This window comes from Billgrantia tianxiuensis (assembly GCF_009834345.1).
Taxonomy (GTDB): Bacteria; Pseudomonadota; Gammaproteobacteria; order Pseudomonadales; family Halomonadaceae; genus Halomonas; species Halomonas tianxiuensis.
The window spans coordinates 1,561,987-1,577,256 of the sequence record NZ_CP035042.1 but is presented as its reverse complement, the minus strand read 5'-3'; the positions used below and the strand labels follow the sequence as shown (position 1 = coordinate 1,577,256).

General features: G+C 60.8%; 18 protein-coding genes. 10 read left to right on the top strand and 8 right to left on the bottom strand.

Annotated features, from left to right (window positions below; all coding sequences use genetic code 11):
• Nucleotides 1-59: 59 nt before the first annotated feature.
• Entirely contained in the window at nucleotides 60-470 is a 411-nt protein-coding gene (locus EKK97_RS07390) for a hypothetical protein (RefSeq protein ID WP_159550767.1), read from the bottom strand.
• A 212-nt stretch (nucleotides 471-682) separates the two neighbouring features.
• On the opposite strand from EKK97_RS07390, the gene EKK97_RS07385 reads away from it, so the two are divergent.
• Together EKK97_RS07385 and EKK97_RS07380 are read left to right on the top strand one after the other, a co-directional pair.
• Nucleotides 683-1,363 carry a heavy metal response regulator transcription factor gene (locus EKK97_RS07385; RefSeq protein ID WP_159550765.1) on the top strand — a complete coding sequence of 227 codons (681 nt, stop codon included), beginning with the start codon at nucleotides 683-685 and terminating at the stop codon, nucleotides 1,361-1,363.
• Nucleotides 1,360-2,757, top strand: a complete 1,398-nt coding sequence (locus tag EKK97_RS07380) for a heavy metal sensor histidine kinase (protein ID WP_159550763.1) — start codon at nucleotides 1,360-1,362, stop codon at nucleotides 2,755-2,757. Before EKK97_RS07385 ends, EKK97_RS07380 begins: the two co-directional genes overlap by 4 nt.
• A 28-nt stretch (nucleotides 2,758-2,785) precedes the next feature.
• Here EKK97_RS07380 and EKK97_RS07375 read toward each other — a convergent pair whose 3' ends face one another.
• Nucleotides 2,786-3,358: a DUF305 domain-containing protein gene (locus EKK97_RS07375; protein ID WP_234286452.1), complete on the bottom strand. Its 573-nt coding sequence runs from the start codon at nucleotides 3,356-3,358 to the stop codon at nucleotides 2,786-2,788.
• Between the two features lie 544 nt (nucleotides 3,359-3,902).
• Here EKK97_RS07375 and EKK97_RS07370 point away from each other — a divergent pair.
• The 8 genes from EKK97_RS07370 (at nucleotide 3,903) to EKK97_RS07340 (ending at nucleotide 10,458) form a co-directional block, all read left to right on the top strand.
• A complete protein-coding gene (locus tag EKK97_RS07370) occupies nucleotides 3,903-4,361 on the top strand; it encodes an ATPase (protein ID WP_159550761.1) in 459 nt (152 codons plus the stop codon).
• A gap of 118 nt (nucleotides 4,362-4,479) precedes the next feature.
• Nucleotides 4,480-5,322, top strand: a complete 843-nt coding sequence (locus tag EKK97_RS07365) for an HlyD family secretion protein (protein WP_159550759.1) — start codon at nucleotides 4,480-4,482, stop codon at nucleotides 5,320-5,322.
• Nucleotides 5,319-5,435, top strand: coding sequence for an efflux RND transporter periplasmic adaptor subunit (locus tag EKK97_RS24420; RefSeq protein ID WP_236551400.1), 117 nt, complete (start codon nucleotides 5,319-5,321; stop codon nucleotides 5,433-5,435). The genes EKK97_RS07365 and EKK97_RS24420 overlap by 4 nt, the downstream gene beginning before the upstream one ends.
• A complete protein-coding gene (locus EKK97_RS24415) occupies nucleotides 5,432-6,184 on the top strand; it encodes an ABC transporter ATP-binding protein (protein WP_159550757.1) in 753 nt (250 codons plus the stop codon). Before EKK97_RS24420 ends, EKK97_RS24415 begins: the two co-directional genes overlap by 4 nt.
• Entirely contained in the window at nucleotides 6,136-7,134 is a 999-nt protein-coding gene (locus tag EKK97_RS07355) for an ABC transporter ATP-binding protein (RefSeq protein WP_236551445.1), read from the top strand. Before EKK97_RS24415 ends, EKK97_RS07355 begins: the two co-directional genes overlap by 49 nt.
• Nucleotides 7,131-8,228 (top strand): ABC transporter permease, encoded by a 1,098-nt coding sequence (locus EKK97_RS07350; RefSeq protein ID WP_159550753.1) that lies wholly within the window; start codon nucleotides 7,131-7,133, stop codon nucleotides 8,226-8,228. The genes EKK97_RS07355 and EKK97_RS07350 overlap by 4 nt, the downstream gene beginning before the upstream one ends.
• Nucleotides 8,228-9,325 (top strand): ABC transporter permease, encoded by a 1,098-nt coding sequence (locus tag EKK97_RS07345; RefSeq protein WP_159550751.1) that lies wholly within the window; start codon nucleotides 8,228-8,230, stop codon nucleotides 9,323-9,325. Before EKK97_RS07350 ends, EKK97_RS07345 begins: the two co-directional genes overlap by 1 nt.
• 74 nt (nucleotides 9,326-9,399) lie before the next feature.
• Nucleotides 9,400-10,458 carry an AI-2E family transporter gene (locus EKK97_RS07340; RefSeq protein WP_159550749.1) on the top strand — a complete coding sequence of 353 codons (1,059 nt, stop codon included), beginning with the start codon at nucleotides 9,400-9,402 and terminating at the stop codon, nucleotides 10,456-10,458.
• A gap of 34 nt (nucleotides 10,459-10,492) precedes the next feature.
• On the opposite strand, the gene EKK97_RS07335 is transcribed toward EKK97_RS07340, so the two are convergent.
• The 6 genes from EKK97_RS07335 to EKK97_RS07310 all read right to left on the bottom strand — a co-directional run bounded on the left by EKK97_RS07335 (nucleotide 10,493) and on the right by EKK97_RS07310 (nucleotide 15,268).
• Nucleotides 10,493-10,861 carry a cation transporter gene (locus EKK97_RS07335; RefSeq protein WP_159550747.1) on the bottom strand — a complete coding sequence of 123 codons (369 nt, stop codon included), beginning with the start codon at nucleotides 10,859-10,861 and terminating at the stop codon, nucleotides 10,493-10,495.
• 75 nt (nucleotides 10,862-10,936) lie between these two features.
• Nucleotides 10,937-11,599 carry a methyltransferase family protein gene (locus tag EKK97_RS07330; protein ID WP_159550745.1) on the bottom strand — a complete coding sequence of 221 codons (663 nt, stop codon included), beginning with the start codon at nucleotides 11,597-11,599 and terminating at the stop codon, nucleotides 10,937-10,939.
• The gene (locus EKK97_RS07325; RefSeq protein WP_159550743.1) at nucleotides 11,596-11,820 is read right to left on the bottom strand and encodes a DUF2933 domain-containing protein; all 225 of its coding nucleotides are present in this window, start codon (nucleotides 11,818-11,820) and stop codon (nucleotides 11,596-11,598) included. The genes EKK97_RS07330 and EKK97_RS07325 overlap by 4 nt, the downstream gene beginning before the upstream one ends.
• A gap of 91 nt (nucleotides 11,821-11,911) precedes the next feature.
• The gene (locus EKK97_RS07320; protein WP_159550741.1) at nucleotides 11,912-12,301 is read right to left on the bottom strand and encodes a hypothetical protein; all 390 of its coding nucleotides are present in this window, start codon (nucleotides 12,299-12,301) and stop codon (nucleotides 11,912-11,914) included.
• 178 nt (nucleotides 12,302-12,479) lie between these two features.
• Complete coding sequence (locus EKK97_RS07315; RefSeq protein WP_236551399.1) at nucleotides 12,480-13,091, bottom strand: copper resistance protein B; 612 nt, start codon at nucleotides 13,089-13,091, stop codon at nucleotides 12,480-12,482.
• A gap of 170 nt (nucleotides 13,092-13,261) precedes the next feature.
• On the bottom strand, nucleotides 13,262-15,268 hold the full coding sequence (locus EKK97_RS07310; protein WP_159550739.1) for a copper resistance system multicopper oxidase: 2,007 nt from the start codon (nucleotides 15,266-15,268) through the stop codon (nucleotides 13,262-13,264).
• Nucleotides 15,269-15,270 lie beyond the last annotated feature (2 nt).

Here is a 15,270-nt window from a genome sequence, read left to right as displayed (position 1 = left end):
ATTTACAAACTGGCCGACTCACGCCGGCCAGCCATAAACTTCAAAACTCTGACATCAGATTATTGAAAGGCGACATGCAAGCTATAGCGATGAACGTCCCAACTATCCCCGCCGGGAGCTGAATTTCCTGACACTACTAAACGATACTTGCCAGCCTGCAAAGCTTCTCGAATTTCAAAGTCGCCACCGGAAGAGCTCACCTCTTTCACAGTGTTATCCTGAGCATCGATCAACTTGGCTTTCATCGGCAGTATGGAATGCGTTCCCGGAAAGTGGCTGCTTGCAATTCTGACCGTCGCAGGCTGGTCCAGATCTATCTGATAAGTATGAGGCTGCCCAGCGTTAATGATAGTGCTGGGTGTACTGCCCTTTTGGAGGATATTCCCATTCGTCCCGCTGCCGAAATTGGCAAAGGCTGGCACAGAGAACATGCTGACAACGGCAGCGGCAAGAGCAATCTTCTTAATCATGACACACCTCATTTTAACGGAGAATTTTTCTACACCACGTCCCAACCCTCAGGGCTATTGATACAAGCTGCGGGCGTGATAGAGTAACGACTCTGCCTACTCACCTCCCTTGTTGTTTATTCATGTAGGTATAGTACGTGGCAGTAGAGGACAGGAAACTGACTCGAAAATGACATTTTTGTCATTTTCGATCAGAGCAAGACGGAGGCTTTATGAAGATATTGATCGTTGAGGATGAGCCAAAAACCGGTGACTATCTGGCGCAAGGGCTGCGAGAAGCCGGTTTCGTTGTCGATCTGGTCCGCGATGGTCTGGATGGCTTGCACCTGGCTCAGAACGAAGGTTATGACCTACTGCTTCTCGACGTGATGCTGCCGGGTCTGGATGGCTGGAGCATTTTGCAGATGGTGCGCCGATCCGGACAGGACGTACCTGTGCTCTTTCTGACGGCACGAGACGACGTCGACGACCGGGTGCGCGGGCTTGAGCTTGGGGCCGACGACTATTTGGTCAAGCCGTTCGCCTTCTCTGAGCTACTGGCGCGGATCCGCTCGTTATTGCGCCGCGGAAAGGTACGTGAGCCGGAAGTGTTCCGCGCCGCCGATCTTGAGCTCGACCTCTTACGACGGCGAGTCACCCGGGCCGGCGAACGTATCGAGCTCACCGCCAAGGAGTTCGCACTCCTCGAGCTCTTGATTCGCCGACAGGGAGAGGTCTTGCCCCGCTCGCTGATCGCCTCTCAGGTGTGGGACATGAACTTCGACAGCGATACCAATGTCATCGACGTTGCCGTCAGGCGGCTGCGCGCCAAGATTGACGGCCCCTACTCCGACAAGCTGATCCGAACCGTCCGAGGCATGGGTTACGTACTGGAGTCAGGGAATAGCCAATGACCTTTTACCCCCATTCCTTGACTGCACGCCTGGCCACACTCTTTTCATTGCTGGTAGCAGGCCTGCTGCTGCTGCTTGGGCTCTCGCTCGAGCATCTGATTCGGGGCCACTTCGATGACATCGATCAGATGGAATTGACAGCAAAACTGAGCATGATTGAAAACCTGCTTGCCCGAGCCGACAGCCCCACCGCACTGGATACACTGCCCAGGTACCTCGATGACGTGCTAACGAGTCATGCCAACCTTTCCGTGTCCATTCGCGATGAAGCGGGACGGATACTCTACGCCCACCAACCGGAATTTCTCGCACCGATAAAAAATGGGGACGTTAGCTCACCTAGCGCCCGCTGGAGCGTGGCGAGCTATGAATTCATTGGCCGTGAGGTTCAGCAACACCTTCCCCTACCCGCACCTGCTCCCGTACAAGTCCTGCTGGGGCTGGATATCACGCACCACGCGCACTTTCTCGAGGACATCCGTCGATACCTCTGGACAGGCATTGCGATGGCCGCCCTGCTGACGGCGCTACTCGGCTGGTTGGTCGCGCGTCAAGGCCTGGCCCCCCTCAAGCGAATTACCGAAACAGCCAGGCGGTTATCAGCCGAACGCTTGGGGGAAAGGTTGGATCTACAAGCCACTCCGCCGGAAATGCTCGAGCTGGCCAACGCGTTCAATGGAATGCTGAACAGGCTCGAGGCTGACTTCCAACGCCTAAGTGACTTCTCCGCGGATATTGCTCATGAGTTGCGCACTCCAGTGTCAAACCTGCTCACCGAGACCCAGGTGGCCCTGTCTCGGCCACGCAACTCAGAGGAATATCAAGACACCCTTCATTCCAACCTGGAAGAACTGGAGCGCTTGGCCCGGATGATCGCCGATATGCTGTTCCTGGCCAAGGCAGACCATGGGCTTCTGCCCAATCCAGCCGAGTCGGTTCATTTAGAGCAGGAAGTAGCCGCCCTGCTGGAGTTCTACGACGCTCTTGCCGAAGAGAAACAGGTCACGATGCAGGCCACCGGTTCAGCCACCGTCATCGGCGACCACCTGATGTTACGCCGGGCTGTCGCCAACCTTCTTTCCAATGCTCTTCGCCACACCCCAGCCGGTGGCAACATCGTAGTCGAGATCGAGCCGCATGCCGATGAGGCACGCCTCTCGGTACGCAACACAGGTGACCCCATCCCTCCCGACCAACTCGCGCGCCTGTTCGAGCGCTTCCATCGCGTCGACAACGTTCGCAGCCACCATGGAGAGGGTGCTGGGCTCGGCCTCGCCATCACCCGCTCAATCCTCAAGGCTCACGGTGGTGAGATCGTGGTTTCCTCCAGCAACGGCGTGACCACCTTCAGCCTCACTCTGCCACGTTCCAACACTCAGGTTCAGCCCGGTTGAACCTGAGTCCAAATGACGAGGGCAGTCATTAATCGGTACCGCACTGGCGATCTGCACTAACATCGAATTCAGGAACGGGTCTTGCCTCAGCTTCCTCTGAGTTGCTGGCAGGTCCGTTTTCCCTTATGTCTTCTATTAGCCATTCCATCTCCAATATCTCACGCCGTTGTGCTTCACTGATCTCAACTGCCAAGTTGCACACCCGAAAATCCGTTATTTCAGCACGTTCTGATCGTAAGATAGCCATGGAGTGATGAGGGATCATTGCGCTCATAAACGAGTTATCCTGAACGGTAGCCTGGCTCCGATCAAGGAAAACAGCCACTGCGAGGAAAATTGTGCTGATCGCAATGATGGCTATGTTCATTTTTACATCTCGATACATATTGAGCATCCAGCCCAACATGACCAAAGCCATGGTCCCGCCCATAGACAGCGCCATGAAAAACCGACTTTCGCTCCATCGCACATGACTCCATTCCCATGCACTTACGAACATCATGCCATACATGACCACCATCGCCGTGAGGATCATCGCCCCAAAGCGCAAGTACATGGAGTGCATATGAGAGTTATCTGAGTGCTTGTCTCCTTGTTTCATAACGTGACTCCTTTCCGTCACCAAAAGCTGGCGTTTCGTCCTATCTGAATCACACCTTGGTTCGTGAAGGCTCACGTAAGGCTAGGCAAAGTCGAAGGGGATAACAAGCGTCATCGGGAGAGGAATGGTGGGCGTCCAAGCATGTCATCCAGCAAGAGAGCGCGGGTTAGCAACGACAGCCGCTCCTCTGCCCAGCAGGCGCCCTGCGTCCATCCCCCAATGAAAAGCAAATCTCTTGATGTCGATCAAGCAGGATGCGATACCAGTGGGCTATGGTAAGTAGCAAGACGGCTGATGGCCGGGCTACTTGCGCTGGTGCTCAGTGGGGCTCTAGCCCAGGCTTCTGGCATCGAGGCTAGGGGGCCCAGGCATCGTGAAGTAGAAGAACTCGCTTCAAGCTCTATAACGGCTGGAGCATAACATGAAAGTGCCACCTCGCCGACATGATCATGATGAACTCTTGATTAAGCATGATGCTTGGGTCGTTATAGGAAACTTGCTCGAGGTCGGGTATGGCCACACAAAAGTATAGTGAGTGATTGCCATGAACATTCAGACATTTCGTGATGTGATCGAGTGGACGCGTGCACTGCATGAACACCTTGCCCGGTGCCTGAAGCACTGCTCAACGCAGCAGGAAGAACAGCGAGCCAAGTGGCTGCTGGCGTATCTAGCGGATCACGAGGCGGCCCTGCAAGAGGTCGTGGCAGGTTTCGAGAAGCAAACCGATCCCAAGGCATTGAATACTTGGCTATACGATTATATTTCCTATGCCCCTATCAAGCCTCACCTATCGTGTAGCGCGCCCTATGCGGAAATGAGCTTCGACGAGATCTGTCAGGAAATTTTCGACCTTCACAATCAGGTCATCGATTTCTATCGCTACCTTGAGGGGCGCACCGAGATTCCCGAGACGCGCGAGTTGATCGATAAGTTGCTGCAGTTGGAGCAGCATGAGGCGATGCGCCTTTTTCACCAGACCAACCGCTCCAGAGATCTCTAAAAGGTGCCCATGAACTTGTCATTCCGGCAACGGCTACGGACTGGCCGTGGGAGCGTTCTCCAGCCGACACCTCACCCGAGATGAAGGAGGATGAGGTGTAGAAACAATGAGAGCGGCAATGCGACACTCGCTGTGGACGATCGTGGCGGTCATGCTGCTCGCCGTTGGCGGCTATCTAGGCTTCCTGGCGCTGCGACCGGCGGAACTCCCGCCCGGCCTGCTCTACGGCAGCGGCCGTATCGAAGCCACCGAGATTCGCCTGGCCGCCGAGATCCCCGGGCGTGTGGTGGCAAACCATCTGACCGAGGGCCGACCCGTCGGCGAGGGGGCTGAGCTGCTGCGCCTGGACGATCGCCTCCTTCGTCTGCAACAGGCCGAACTCGAGGCGCGCCGGGTCGCCGGTGAACAAGCGGTGGTGCGGTTCGAGCGCCTGCTCGACACGGCGCGCCATCATCTCGGCAATGCCGAGACCGAGCTGGAACGCGCGCGAACCCTGCGTCGCACCGGCGCGATTCCCGCGCAGCAACTGGAGCGCAGCGAGGATCGCCGGCGCGAGGCGGCCGGCGAGGTCGAGGTGCTGGCGGCACAGCTTGCGGAGGCGGCCGCCAACCTGCAGGCGCTCGAGCAGCAGCAGGCGCAGCTCGCGTTCCAGCTCGACAAGACCGTGCTGACCAGTCCCATCGACGCCACCGTGCTGGTCAAGGCAGTAGAGGTTGGTGAGGTAGTGGCGCCCGGACAGCCGCTCGGCATCCTGGTCGATCTGGACCGGCCCCGACTGAAGCTCTACGTCGCCGAACAGGCGCTGGGGCAGATCCGCCTCGGTGCCCCGGCCCGGGTACGAGTCAACGCCTTCCCGGACCGCTACTTCGAGGCCGAGGTCAGCGCGGTCGACGACCGCGCCCAGTTCACCCCCCGCGATGTCCATCTTCCCGACGAGCGGGCGCGCACCGTCTTCGGGTGACCCTGCGGCTCGCCAACCCCGACGGCACTCTCAAGCCGGGCATGCCGGCCGATGCCTGGATCCGCTGGCAGGACGAGGCGCCGTGGCCCGACACCCTGGTCGTGCCACCATGACCGCGGCGATCCGCACCACCGGGCTGGGGCGGCGCTTCGCCGGCCGGCAGGTGCTCACGGGGGTCGAGCTGGAGGTCCGGCAGGGCGAAATCTTCGGGCTGCTGGGCCCGGACGGCGCCGGCAAGACCACCCTCATGCAACTGCTGGCGGCGATCCTGGATCCCAGCGAGGGGCAAGCGGAGGTGCTTGGCTTTGACACGGTGCGCCAGGCGGCCGAGGTGAATGCCCGGGTCGGCTACATGTCGCAGGGGTTCACGCTCTATGACCGGCTCAGCGTCCTCGAGAACCTGCAGTTCGCCGCCCGTATCCGCGACGTCGCCCCGGAGGGTTTCCTCCGTCGCAGCCGGGAGCTGCTCGCCATGGCCGGGCTGCAGGACGTTCTCGACCGGCCGGCCGGCAAGCTCTCCGGCGGCATGCGCAAGAAGCTGTCGCTGTGCGCCAACCTGATCCATGCCCCGCCCCTGCTGCTGCTCGACGAGCTCAGCCTCGGCGTCGACCCGGTATCGCGCCGCGATCTGTGGCGACTGCTGCGGCGTTACCGGGAGGACGGCAGTACCGTCGTCGTGAGTACCCCTACATGGACGAAGCGGAATACTGTGATCGACTCGCCTTCCTCGACCAGGGCCGGGTGCTGGCGGTGGACAGCCCGGCGCAGTTGCGTGCCCGGGTCCAGGGGCGGATCTACGACGTGCGGACCGCCATGGCCGCCGCCGTGCAGGCCATCCTGCGCGACGTCCCCGAGGTGCTGAATCTGCAATGGTTGGCGGATAGGTTGCGCATCCAGCTGCATGCCGGTGCCGACCTGCCACCGGCCACCCTGGCGCGGCTGCGCGGGCTCGCCACCCTGGCTTCCGCCGCGCCGGGGCTGGAAGAGGCCTTCATCGCACTGAGCACGGCACAGGCGCCGGCAGCGCCGCCGCCGGTGACACCGGCCGTCACGGAGACGCAGGGTGGCGAGGTGCAAGCGGAGCAACTCAGCGTGCGGTTCGGCGACTTCACCGCCGTCGACCGGGTCTCGGTCAGTGTGTCGCCGGGCGAGGTGATCGGCTGGCTGGGCCCCAACGGTGCCGGCAAGACCACCCTGATCCGGGTCTTCTGCGGTCTGCTGATGCCCAGCGACGGCGAGGCCTTCGTCGCCGGCCTCTCGGTGACCGCCCAGGCACAGGCCCTGCGCGGCCGCATCGGCTACATGTCGCAGCGCTTCTCGCTCTACCCGGATCTCACGGTGGCCGAGAACCTGCGCTTCTTCGCCGGGGCCTACGGCCTTGGCGGCATGCGCCGACGCCAGGCGATCGAATGGGCCAGCGGCATGACGGCCCTGACCGGGATGGAGACGCGCCGCGTCAGCGAGCTGTCGGCGGCGGTACGCCAGCGCCTGGCGCTGGCCTGCAGCATCCTGCACGGCCCGGCGGTGCTGTTTCTGGACGAGCCCACCTCCGGCGTCGATCCGCTCAACCGCCAGCGCTTCTGGCAGCTGATCCAGACCCTGGCCAGCGGCGGCATGACGGTGTTCGTTACCACCCACTATCTGGAAGAGGCGAGCTATTGCCACCGCCTGGGGCTGATGCACCAGGGGCGCCTGGTCGCCCTTGGCACCCTCGAGCAACTGCGCCAGGCGCTGCGGCTGCCCGCCGATGCCGGCATGGAAGCGGTCTTCCTCGGCCATCTTGAGCGCACGCAGCGGGAGCTGGCCTCATGAACCCGAAGCGCATCGCCGCCGTGGCGACCAAGGAGGCGAAAGAGGTGCTGCGCGACCCGATCACCGTCGGCGTCGCGCTGATCATGCCGCTGGTCATGCTGCTGCTGTTCGGCTATGCGATCACGCTCGATGTCGACGACATCCCGATGGGGTTGCTGGATCAGGACCGTACGCCCACCAGCCGCCAGCTCAGCGAGGCGTTCACGGCGAGCGAGACCTTCCGGTTGGAGCGCGAACTGAGTGACCCGCAGGCGATGGAGCGCGCCTTGCAGCGCGGCGAGATCCGCTTGGCGCTGATCATCCCGCCCGGTTTCGAACGCGCCCTCGCCCGCCACGAGCCGAGCCCGGTCCAACTGCTGGTGGACGGCACCTATTCCGCCACGGCGACGCTGGTCGGCGGTCATGCGCTGGCCATCGCCAGCGGCTTTGGCCATGCAGCGCCATCGTCGGCCCTGCACCTGGAAACCCGCGTCCGGTACAACCCCTCGCTCAGCAGCGTGCACACCGTGGTGCCCGGCCTCTATGCGGTGATCCTGATGGCCTTCCCGCCTCTGCTCACCGCGCTCGCCCTGGTGCGGGAGAAGGAGACCGGCACCATCGCGCAGATCTACGCCTCGCCGCTCTCCTCCGTCGAGTTTCTCGCCGGCAAGCTGATGCCCTACGCGATCATCGCCTTCGTGCAGATGGCGATGGTGATCGGCGTCGGCTTTCTCTGGTTCGGCGTGCCGTTCCGGGGCAGCGTCGCGTTCCTGTTGGCGATATCGCTGCTGTACGTGCTCTGTACCCTGGGGATCGGCCTGCTGGTGTCGGCCGTGACCCGTACCCAACTGGTCGCCCTGCTGGCCGTGCTGATCGTGACCCTGATGCCCTCCATCCTGTTCTCGGGCATGCTGTTTCCGATCTTCACCATGCCCTATGTGGTGCAGCTCTACACCCTGGCCTTTCCGGGTCGCTATTTCGTCGACATCTCCCGTGGCGTGGTGCTCAAGGGCGTCGGACTCGAGGTCCTGTGGCCGAGCATCGCCATCGTCGCCGTCTACACCCTGCTGGTCTTCGCCCTGGCGGCCTGGCGGCTGAAGAAGAAGGTGGCCTGATGCGACTGCGCAGCCTGTTGCACAAGGAGCTGATCCAGTTCTTCCGCGATCCCGTGGTGCTGTTCCTGATCTTCTGGCTCTACACCATCGAAGTGGTGATCTGCGCCTACGCCCTGGGCATGGAGATGCGCGACCTGCCGCTGGCGGTGGTCGATGCCGACGAGAGCCCGGCCAGCCGCCACCTGGTCGATGACTTCGTCGCAGGAGGCAACTTCCGCCTGGCGGCGCACCTGCGCGATGTTGCGGCGGCCGAACCGTACCTGGAACGGGGCGAAGCACAGGCGGTACTGGTCATCCCCGTCGATTTCGAGCGCGAACTCTACCGCGGCGGTGGTCAGGCACTGCAGTTCCTGGTCGATGGCGGCAACGCCAATACGGCAGCCGTCGCCCGGGGCTATGCGCTGCAGACGGTGGAGGCCTTCCGGATGCGCCAGGGGATACTCGACGAGCGACCGCTCGCGACGGTAACCGCGCAGTTGCGCACCTGGTACAACCCGAACCAGACCAACGTCAACTTCACGGTGCTGGCGATGATCGCCCTGGCGGGGTTGATGATCGGTGTCGTGCATCCCGCCGCCTCCATCGTTCGCGAGAAGGAGGTCGGTACCATCGAGCAGCTCATGGTCACCCCCATTCGCCGTGGCGAACTGTTCATCGCCAAGACCATGCCCACCCTGTTGATCGGCCTGGTTGCCGTACTCCCCAGCCTGGCGCTGGTCGGCTGGTTCGGCGTGCCGGTCAGAGGCAGCCTGCCGCTGTTCTTCGCCCTGACCGCGCTGTTTCTGCTCAGCGCCATCGGCCTCGGTGTCCTGGTGGCGGCGGTTTCGCGAACCCTGCAGCAGGCCCTGCTGCTTGGCTTCTTCGGCCTCTTCCCGCTGATGTTCCTGTCCGGCACCATGGTGCCGGTGGAGAGCATGCCGAACCTGCTCCAGCAGCTGTCGCTGGCCAGCCCCTTGCGCCACTATCTGGAGATCACCCTGGGCATCTTCCTCAAGGGTGTGGGCATGGAGATCCTGTGGCCGCATGCACTCGCTCTCGTGGCAATAGGCATGCCATTGTACCTGGGTGCCTGGCTGATTTTTCGGCGCCTGTCATGAGGCCCCCACCAGTCACTTCAAGCGCTGCAAGCCCTGCGACGCAGCGGCAACAAACCGAGGTCAGGGTGAACATCATGCACGATCACCGCGTAACGCCTGGTCTGAATCCGCAATGGGTGATCGCACTTGTCCTCATCGTAGCCTCGCTGTACTGGCTGCGGGTTCTCGCCGTACCGTTGGCATTCTCGCTGTTGCTGATGGCGCTGGTGTGGCCCATCTACCAACACAGAGCGTTCAAGAGAAGGGTCCTGCACGGATTGTCGCTTGTCGCTTCCGTTTTGTTCGTGCTGATTGCCGTCGCCGCCATTCTCTCCCTCATCGGCTACGGGATCCGCCTCGTGGCGGACGGCCTTTCGCTCTACGGTGCTCAAATGCAGGAGACTTACCGCTCCATCGGCTTATGGTTCGCAGCGAGAGACATTTCCCTTGAGCCCACCATGGCGGAGCAACTCAGTCCCAGCGGGCTACTTCATCTCGTCCATGAGACCGCCGCCCGCATCAACGCCATTATCGGTTTCCTGGCGCTGACCCTGATCTTTCTGATCATGGGGCTGTTGGAAGCCGGCACCTTCCAGCGGCGACTCCCCCATGCGCTGGGAGCTGATGCCGCCGAGCGGCTATTGACGGCATTTGAGGAGCTCGGGTGGAAATTCCGTCGCTATATGCTCATCAGGTCGGCCGTGAGCGTCCTCACAGGCATACTCACATGGCTGTTTGCGCTGTCAGTCGGCCTGGATCTCGCCGTTGTCTGGGGCTTGCTGGCCTTCTCGCTAAACTACATTCCTTTCGTCGGCTCTATCCTGGCCGTGTTCCCTCCGACGATCTTTGCCGTCGTTCAGTTCGCGTCATGGCAAACACCGGTAGTGGTGCTTGCCGGCATGGCCCTCATCCAGTTTTCGATAGGTAACTTTCTCGACCCCAGGCTCGAGGGGCGGGCCTTGGCCATATCGCCCTTCGCCGTCATCTTCTCCATCTTCTTCTGGAGCATCGTCTGGGGCATTCCTGGCGCCTTCATTGGCGTCCCCCTGACGATCGCCCTGATCACTATCTGTGGCCACTTCCACGAAACCTGCTGGATAAAACGACTTCTATCTCCGCCACCCATGCCTGAAGGCATTAAGCACGAGAAGTAGTGCGCAAAGTGCTATCAGAGCCGACTCTGCCTTGCTATTTTTTCTTCCCACTGCCGGGCGGGGATTGATGGCAGCTCCAGGGTTCATGATTAGCATTATCTTTCACATTCTGATCGACAAACCGGTAATGCTCTTCCTTGAAACGCGTCCACCAGTCATGGCTGATCTCGACAGCATGTTTCATTAGAATATCCTCTACGCAATCGAGGCAAACTCTCGATGCGTCATAGGCCAGATCCAGCCTCCACTTTTTCTCGTCAAAAGTTACGCTGTCCAGCCCATAGAGCTGATCAATGTCGGCGACAGCTGCTCGGATCGACACCTCATCGTTAGGTTCCAGCTTCAGGTGACGAGTCACCAAGTTTATTTCGGACACACCAAGGCGATGTTCTTTATTACTCATGACAAATTCACCTCTTCTACTTAGTTTTATTCTCACTCAGACTTGATCGGTCTGTCGTGATGGATAGTGTGCAAATCACCCTCCTCGGAAATGGGTAGTGAGTTTGGAAGATAGCCGGGGGATAAACCTTGGAGTTCGCTCCATATAAGCTCGATATACCTCACCAAATTCCATCAGGGCCATGTGTTCTTCACGACGAGCGAGGCGCACATAGACCACGACCAGAACCGGGAACATCATGAGGGTCAACAGCGTGGGCCATTGCAACAGGAACCCGAACATGATCAGGACAAGGGCGGCATACTGAGGGTGACGACAGCGCGCATACCAGCCGGTCATGGCGACTTCGCCGCTCTGTTGCGCTCGATAGAGAACACGCCAGGCCGATGCCAGCATGAAGAAGCCCACGACGATTATGACGTTGCTGGCAATATGCAGGACATTGAAATGAGGGTCGCCCTCCACTCCCAGCAAGGTCTGCAGCAGATGACCGCTGTCGTGGGAGAAGGGGTCGAGATCCGGATAGCGGCTGACCAGCCAGCCGGCGAGGAAGTAAATGGTCAAGGGAAAGCCATACATCTCCACGAACAGCGCTACCACGAAGGCCGAGAAGGCGCCCAGGCTTCGCCAGTCCGCCTTGCTGCGGGGCTTGATGAAACTGAAGGCAAAGAATATAAAGACCGCCGAGTTCAGGATGACCAGCATCCATAGCCCATAGGCGCTTTCTCCGGCGTTCATGTCTTGTCCCCTCCCTTGCCATGCCGGCCATGTCCACCATGCATGAACAGATGCATCAGCGGGCAGGCCAGCAGGATGAGAAACGGCAGAAACTGCACGAAGTGAACTCTGTGCTCGGCCCACAGCAGGTACACCACGAAGGCGAGAAAGAGTCCCAGCGGCAGCCAGAAGCGCATGGGCTGCAGGCCACCGGGATCGGATAGGGGCTTGTCGTGATCCATGGTTCACCTCGCATGCTGGAGTGCGGCCATCTCAAGGGCCGAACTCGCGGATGGTGCGTAATCCTTGAGACGTCGTGGCGGACGGCCGATCTCAGATACGCATCCGAGCCGTGGCGAGATAAATGGGGCTAGGCGAGTGCGGCGAGGGGTCTGACAGCATCAGATTCCCACCCACTACGACAGGCAAGAGGAACAGGGAGAGCAAGCCGGGGAACAAGCTCGCGGCGGTCAGGTTGCGCGGGTCATCTGCCGGCACCTTGCCGAGACTGGCCGTGATGCCGGGGGAGTGATCATCGCAGTTCTCCGGATGCTGGGACGATGACTCATCGGCCGCGGCAAGCATTGCTTGGCTCACCGGCTCGCCCACTTCCGCCTGGGACGAACAGGCGTAGGCCGACCCTACCGACCCGGTCAGCAGCCAGAGCAGCAGGATGCCCGGCCATCGGGTAAACAGCGATCTGCGCAGTCCGTACAGGCTCATCGGGATGTGCCTTCCATTCCAGGGTCCGGAATAAGCCGACAGGGCATGCCGACGAACTCAGTATGACAATGGAAGGCGCCAACTTCGTTGATGCAGATCAAGTATCGGTTTGTTCTGGCTAGTCCATGCCACCCTGGTAAAGCCGGTGCAACAGCGCACGACTGCTGCACCAGTCGTCTCAGAACAACACACGAATACCGGCCACGAAACCAGTGTCTTCAGTAGGCTCGCCATGGGCACGTGCCATATCGGCGGTATTGCCGTAGCTCTTTTCCCAGTAAGCCCCGACATAGGGAGCAAATTTACGAGTGATTTCGTAGCGAAGCCGCAAGCCTGTATTCAACGAGCTCAGGCCACTTCCCATGTGAAACTCCTCGACGTCACTAGCTGAAGCCACCAACTCCGCACGCGGTTGAAGATAGAGACGCTGCGTCAGGCGCATATCGTGTTCGGCTTCCAACTGAACCCAGGCGTCACCATCTTCGCTGATACGCAGGGCCAGGTCGGTTTCAATGTAGAAGGGCGCCAGCCCCTGCAGAGCAATCGCCGCATAGGTACGCTCGGGATGGTCATTGTTGCCGAACCCTCCCTGGTAACCGATGCCCCCTTGTAGCTCCCAGAAATCCGAGATTAGCCGACTGTAGAGCAGGTCTAGATGTTCGATTTCGGCGCCCGCCCCATCCCCTTGGGCATTCTCGCCTTCGGTCTTGAGGTAAATACGATTGATGTCACCGCCATACCAGGCTTGGAAATCCCAGGCGAAACTTTGCTCCTCCCCTTGTCGGGCCATGCGTACTCCAATCGATCGAAGCCCGCTGCCCAGATATGGTGTTCTGCCATCGGCGAGGGCCAGTCATTCGGAGCGTCGTAGCCATCCTCGGCATGGGCCGCTGCCATCGCCAGCACGGTGAAAGCGGCGCAGGTAGCCATCGGTACGATTCTGGTTTTCATGCGAACTCCTTACGAAACCCTGACGACACGGAACATGCCGGCGTCCATGTGATAGAGCAGGTGGCAATGGAACGCCCAGCTACCCTCGGCATCGGCAGTAATCAGTGCAGAGACCCGCTCACCCGGCTTGACGTTGATGGTGTGCTTGCGTGGAATGAGTTCCCCCGCCCCGTTCTCCAACTCCATCCACATGCCGTGAAGGTGAATGGGGTGCTCCATCATGGTGTCGTTGATCAGGATCAGGCGCAGGCGCTCGTCCTTGCGGAAGTGGATGGGGCCGGTGACCTCGCTGAACTTCTTGCCGTCGAACGACCACATGTAACGCTCCATGTTGCCGGTCAGGTGGATTTCCATCTCACGTTCCGGCTCGCGGCGGTCCGGCCAGGGGCGAAACGCCTTGAGGTCGCGATAGACCAGGATGCGCCGCTCGTCAGGATCGATGCCGATTCCCGCCTGGTCATACTGCGAGCCGGGCTGGGCGGTTCCCGCCGGCAACAGGTCACCTTCCGAGGCACCAGGCGATGTGTCGTGCTGCATGCCGGAATGGTCCATGCCCGCCATGTTGGAGTGGTCCATGCCCGCCATGTTGGAATGGTCCATGCCCGCCATGTTGGAATGGTCCATGTCCGCCATGTTGGAATGGTCCATGCCCGCCATGTTGGAATGGTCCATGCCCGCCATGTTGGAGTGGTCCATGCCCGCCATGTTGGAGTGGTCCATGCCCGCCATGTTGGAGTGGTCCATGCCCGCCATGTTGGAGTGGTCCATGCCCGCCATGTTGGAGTGGTCCATGCCCGCCATGTTGGAGTGGTCCATGCCCGCCATGTTGGAGTGGTCCATGCCCGCCATGTTGGAGTGGTCCATGCCACCATGTGCGCCCATCGCCTCCATGCCCCGGTCGGCGATCCTGCGCCGCTCGGGAACCGCGGCTTCCATTCCCAGGCGCGGTGCCAGGGTCGCACGGGCGAAGCCACTGCGGTCCATGGATTCGGCGAATACCGTATATGCCGTATCCGCCTCGGGAGTGACGATGACGTCATAGGTCTCGGCAACGGCGATGCGGAATTCGTCGACCGGTACGGGCTGTACGGGCTGGCCGTCGGCCGCAACCACCGTCATCTTCAATCCCGGAATGCGCACGTCGAAGTAGGTCATCGCCGAGCCGTTGATGAATCTCAGGCGCAGCCGCTCGCCTGGCTTGAACAGCGCCGTCCAGTTCTGCTCCGGCGCCTGGCCGTTCACCAGGTAGGTGTAGGTGCTGCCGGTAACGTCGGCGATGTCGCGCGAACTCATGCGCATGCGTGCCCACATCGCACGCGTGCGGGCCGTTTCCCTGAAGCCATTCTCGCGCATGTCGGCCAGGAAGTCGGTGATGGTGCGTTCCTGGAGGTTGTAATAGCCCTCGGCGGTCTTCAGGTTGCGAAAGACCGTGGCCGGATCTTCGTAGGTCCAGTCGGTCAGCAGCACCACATGCTCGCGATCGAAACGGAACGGCTCGCGCTCGGCGGCATCGATGATGATCGGTCCCGCGTGACCCAACTGCTCCTGCAGGCCGGAGTGGCTGTGATACCAGTAGGTACCGTTCTGCACCACGGGGAAGCGATAGGTGAAGGTTTCCCCCGGACCGATGCCGGCGAAGCTGATACCCGGCGCACCATCGACCTCGGGCGGCAGAATCAAGCCGTGCCAGTGAATCGAGGTCGGTTCGTCCATCAGGTTGGTGACCCGCAAGGTGGCATCCTGCCCTTCCCGCAGTCGAATCAGTGGCCCGGGGCTCGTTCCGTTGATGGTGATGGGGCGCGTACTGCGGCCATTGATCGCCAGCGTTTCCCGGCGAATGGCCAGGGCGATGTCGTTGCCTTCCACCGCCCCCTGCGGGTAGGCATTACTTTGTCCCCAGGGGTCGGCCCAGGCCGGCGCAAGCCCCAGGGCCGCCGCTCCAAAACCGAAAGCGGCCCCGCCCTTGAGCAGTTGTCGGCGGGAAAGGGAAATACCGGTGGTGTTCTTGGTCGTCATGC

Excerpts from the sequence above, each read along its gene's own strand:
- EKK97_RS07375 (WP_234286452.1), bottom strand. The coding sequence starts at position 3,358 with ATGAAACAAGGAGACAAGCACTCAGATAACTCTCATATGCACTCCATG.
- EKK97_RS07365 (WP_159550759.1), top strand. The coding sequence starts at position 4,480 with ATGCGACACTCGCTGTGGACGATCGTGGCGGTCATGCTGCTCGCCGTT.
- EKK97_RS07310 (WP_159550739.1), bottom strand. The coding sequence starts at position 15,268 with ATGACGACCAAGAACACCACCGGTATTTCCCTTTCCCGCCGACAACTG.
- EKK97_RS07380 (WP_159550763.1), top strand. The coding sequence starts at position 1,360 with ATGACCTTTTACCCCCATTCCTTGACTGCACGCCTGGCCACACTCTTT.
- EKK97_RS07330 (WP_159550745.1), bottom strand. The coding sequence starts at position 11,599 with ATGAACGCCGGAGAAAGCGCCTATGGGCTATGGATGCTGGTCATCCTG.
- EKK97_RS07340 (WP_159550749.1), top strand. The coding sequence starts at position 9,400 with ATGCACGATCACCGCGTAACGCCTGGTCTGAATCCGCAATGGGTGATC.
- EKK97_RS07325 (WP_159550743.1), bottom strand. The coding sequence starts at position 11,820 with ATGGATCACGACAAGCCCCTATCCGATCCCGGTGGCCTGCAGCCCATG.
- EKK97_RS07370 (WP_159550761.1), top strand. The coding sequence starts at position 3,903 with ATGAACATTCAGACATTTCGTGATGTGATCGAGTGGACGCGTGCACTG.
- EKK97_RS07320 (WP_159550741.1), bottom strand. The coding sequence starts at position 12,301 with ATGAGCCTGTACGGACTGCGCAGATCGCTGTTTACCCGATGGCCGGGC.
- EKK97_RS07350 (WP_159550753.1), top strand. The coding sequence starts at position 7,131 with ATGAACCCGAAGCGCATCGCCGCCGTGGCGACCAAGGAGGCGAAAGAG.
- EKK97_RS07390 (WP_159550767.1), bottom strand. The coding sequence starts at position 470 with ATGATTAAGAAGATTGCTCTTGCCGCTGCCGTTGTCAGCATGTTCTCT.
- EKK97_RS24415 (WP_159550757.1), top strand. The coding sequence starts at position 5,432 with ATGACCGCGGCGATCCGCACCACCGGGCTGGGGCGGCGCTTCGCCGGC.
- EKK97_RS07335 (WP_159550747.1), bottom strand. The coding sequence starts at position 10,861 with ATGAGTAATAAAGAACATCGCCTTGGTGTGTCCGAAATAAACTTGGTG.
- EKK97_RS07345 (WP_159550751.1), top strand. The coding sequence starts at position 8,228 with ATGCGACTGCGCAGCCTGTTGCACAAGGAGCTGATCCAGTTCTTCCGC.
- EKK97_RS07315 (WP_236551399.1), bottom strand. The coding sequence starts at position 13,091 with ATGGCCCGACAAGGGGAGGAGCAAAGTTTCGCCTGGGATTTCCAAGCC.
- EKK97_RS07385 (WP_159550765.1), top strand. The coding sequence starts at position 683 with ATGAAGATATTGATCGTTGAGGATGAGCCAAAAACCGGTGACTATCTG.
- EKK97_RS07355 (WP_236551445.1), top strand. The coding sequence starts at position 6,136 with ATGGCCGCCGCCGTGCAGGCCATCCTGCGCGACGTCCCCGAGGTGCTG.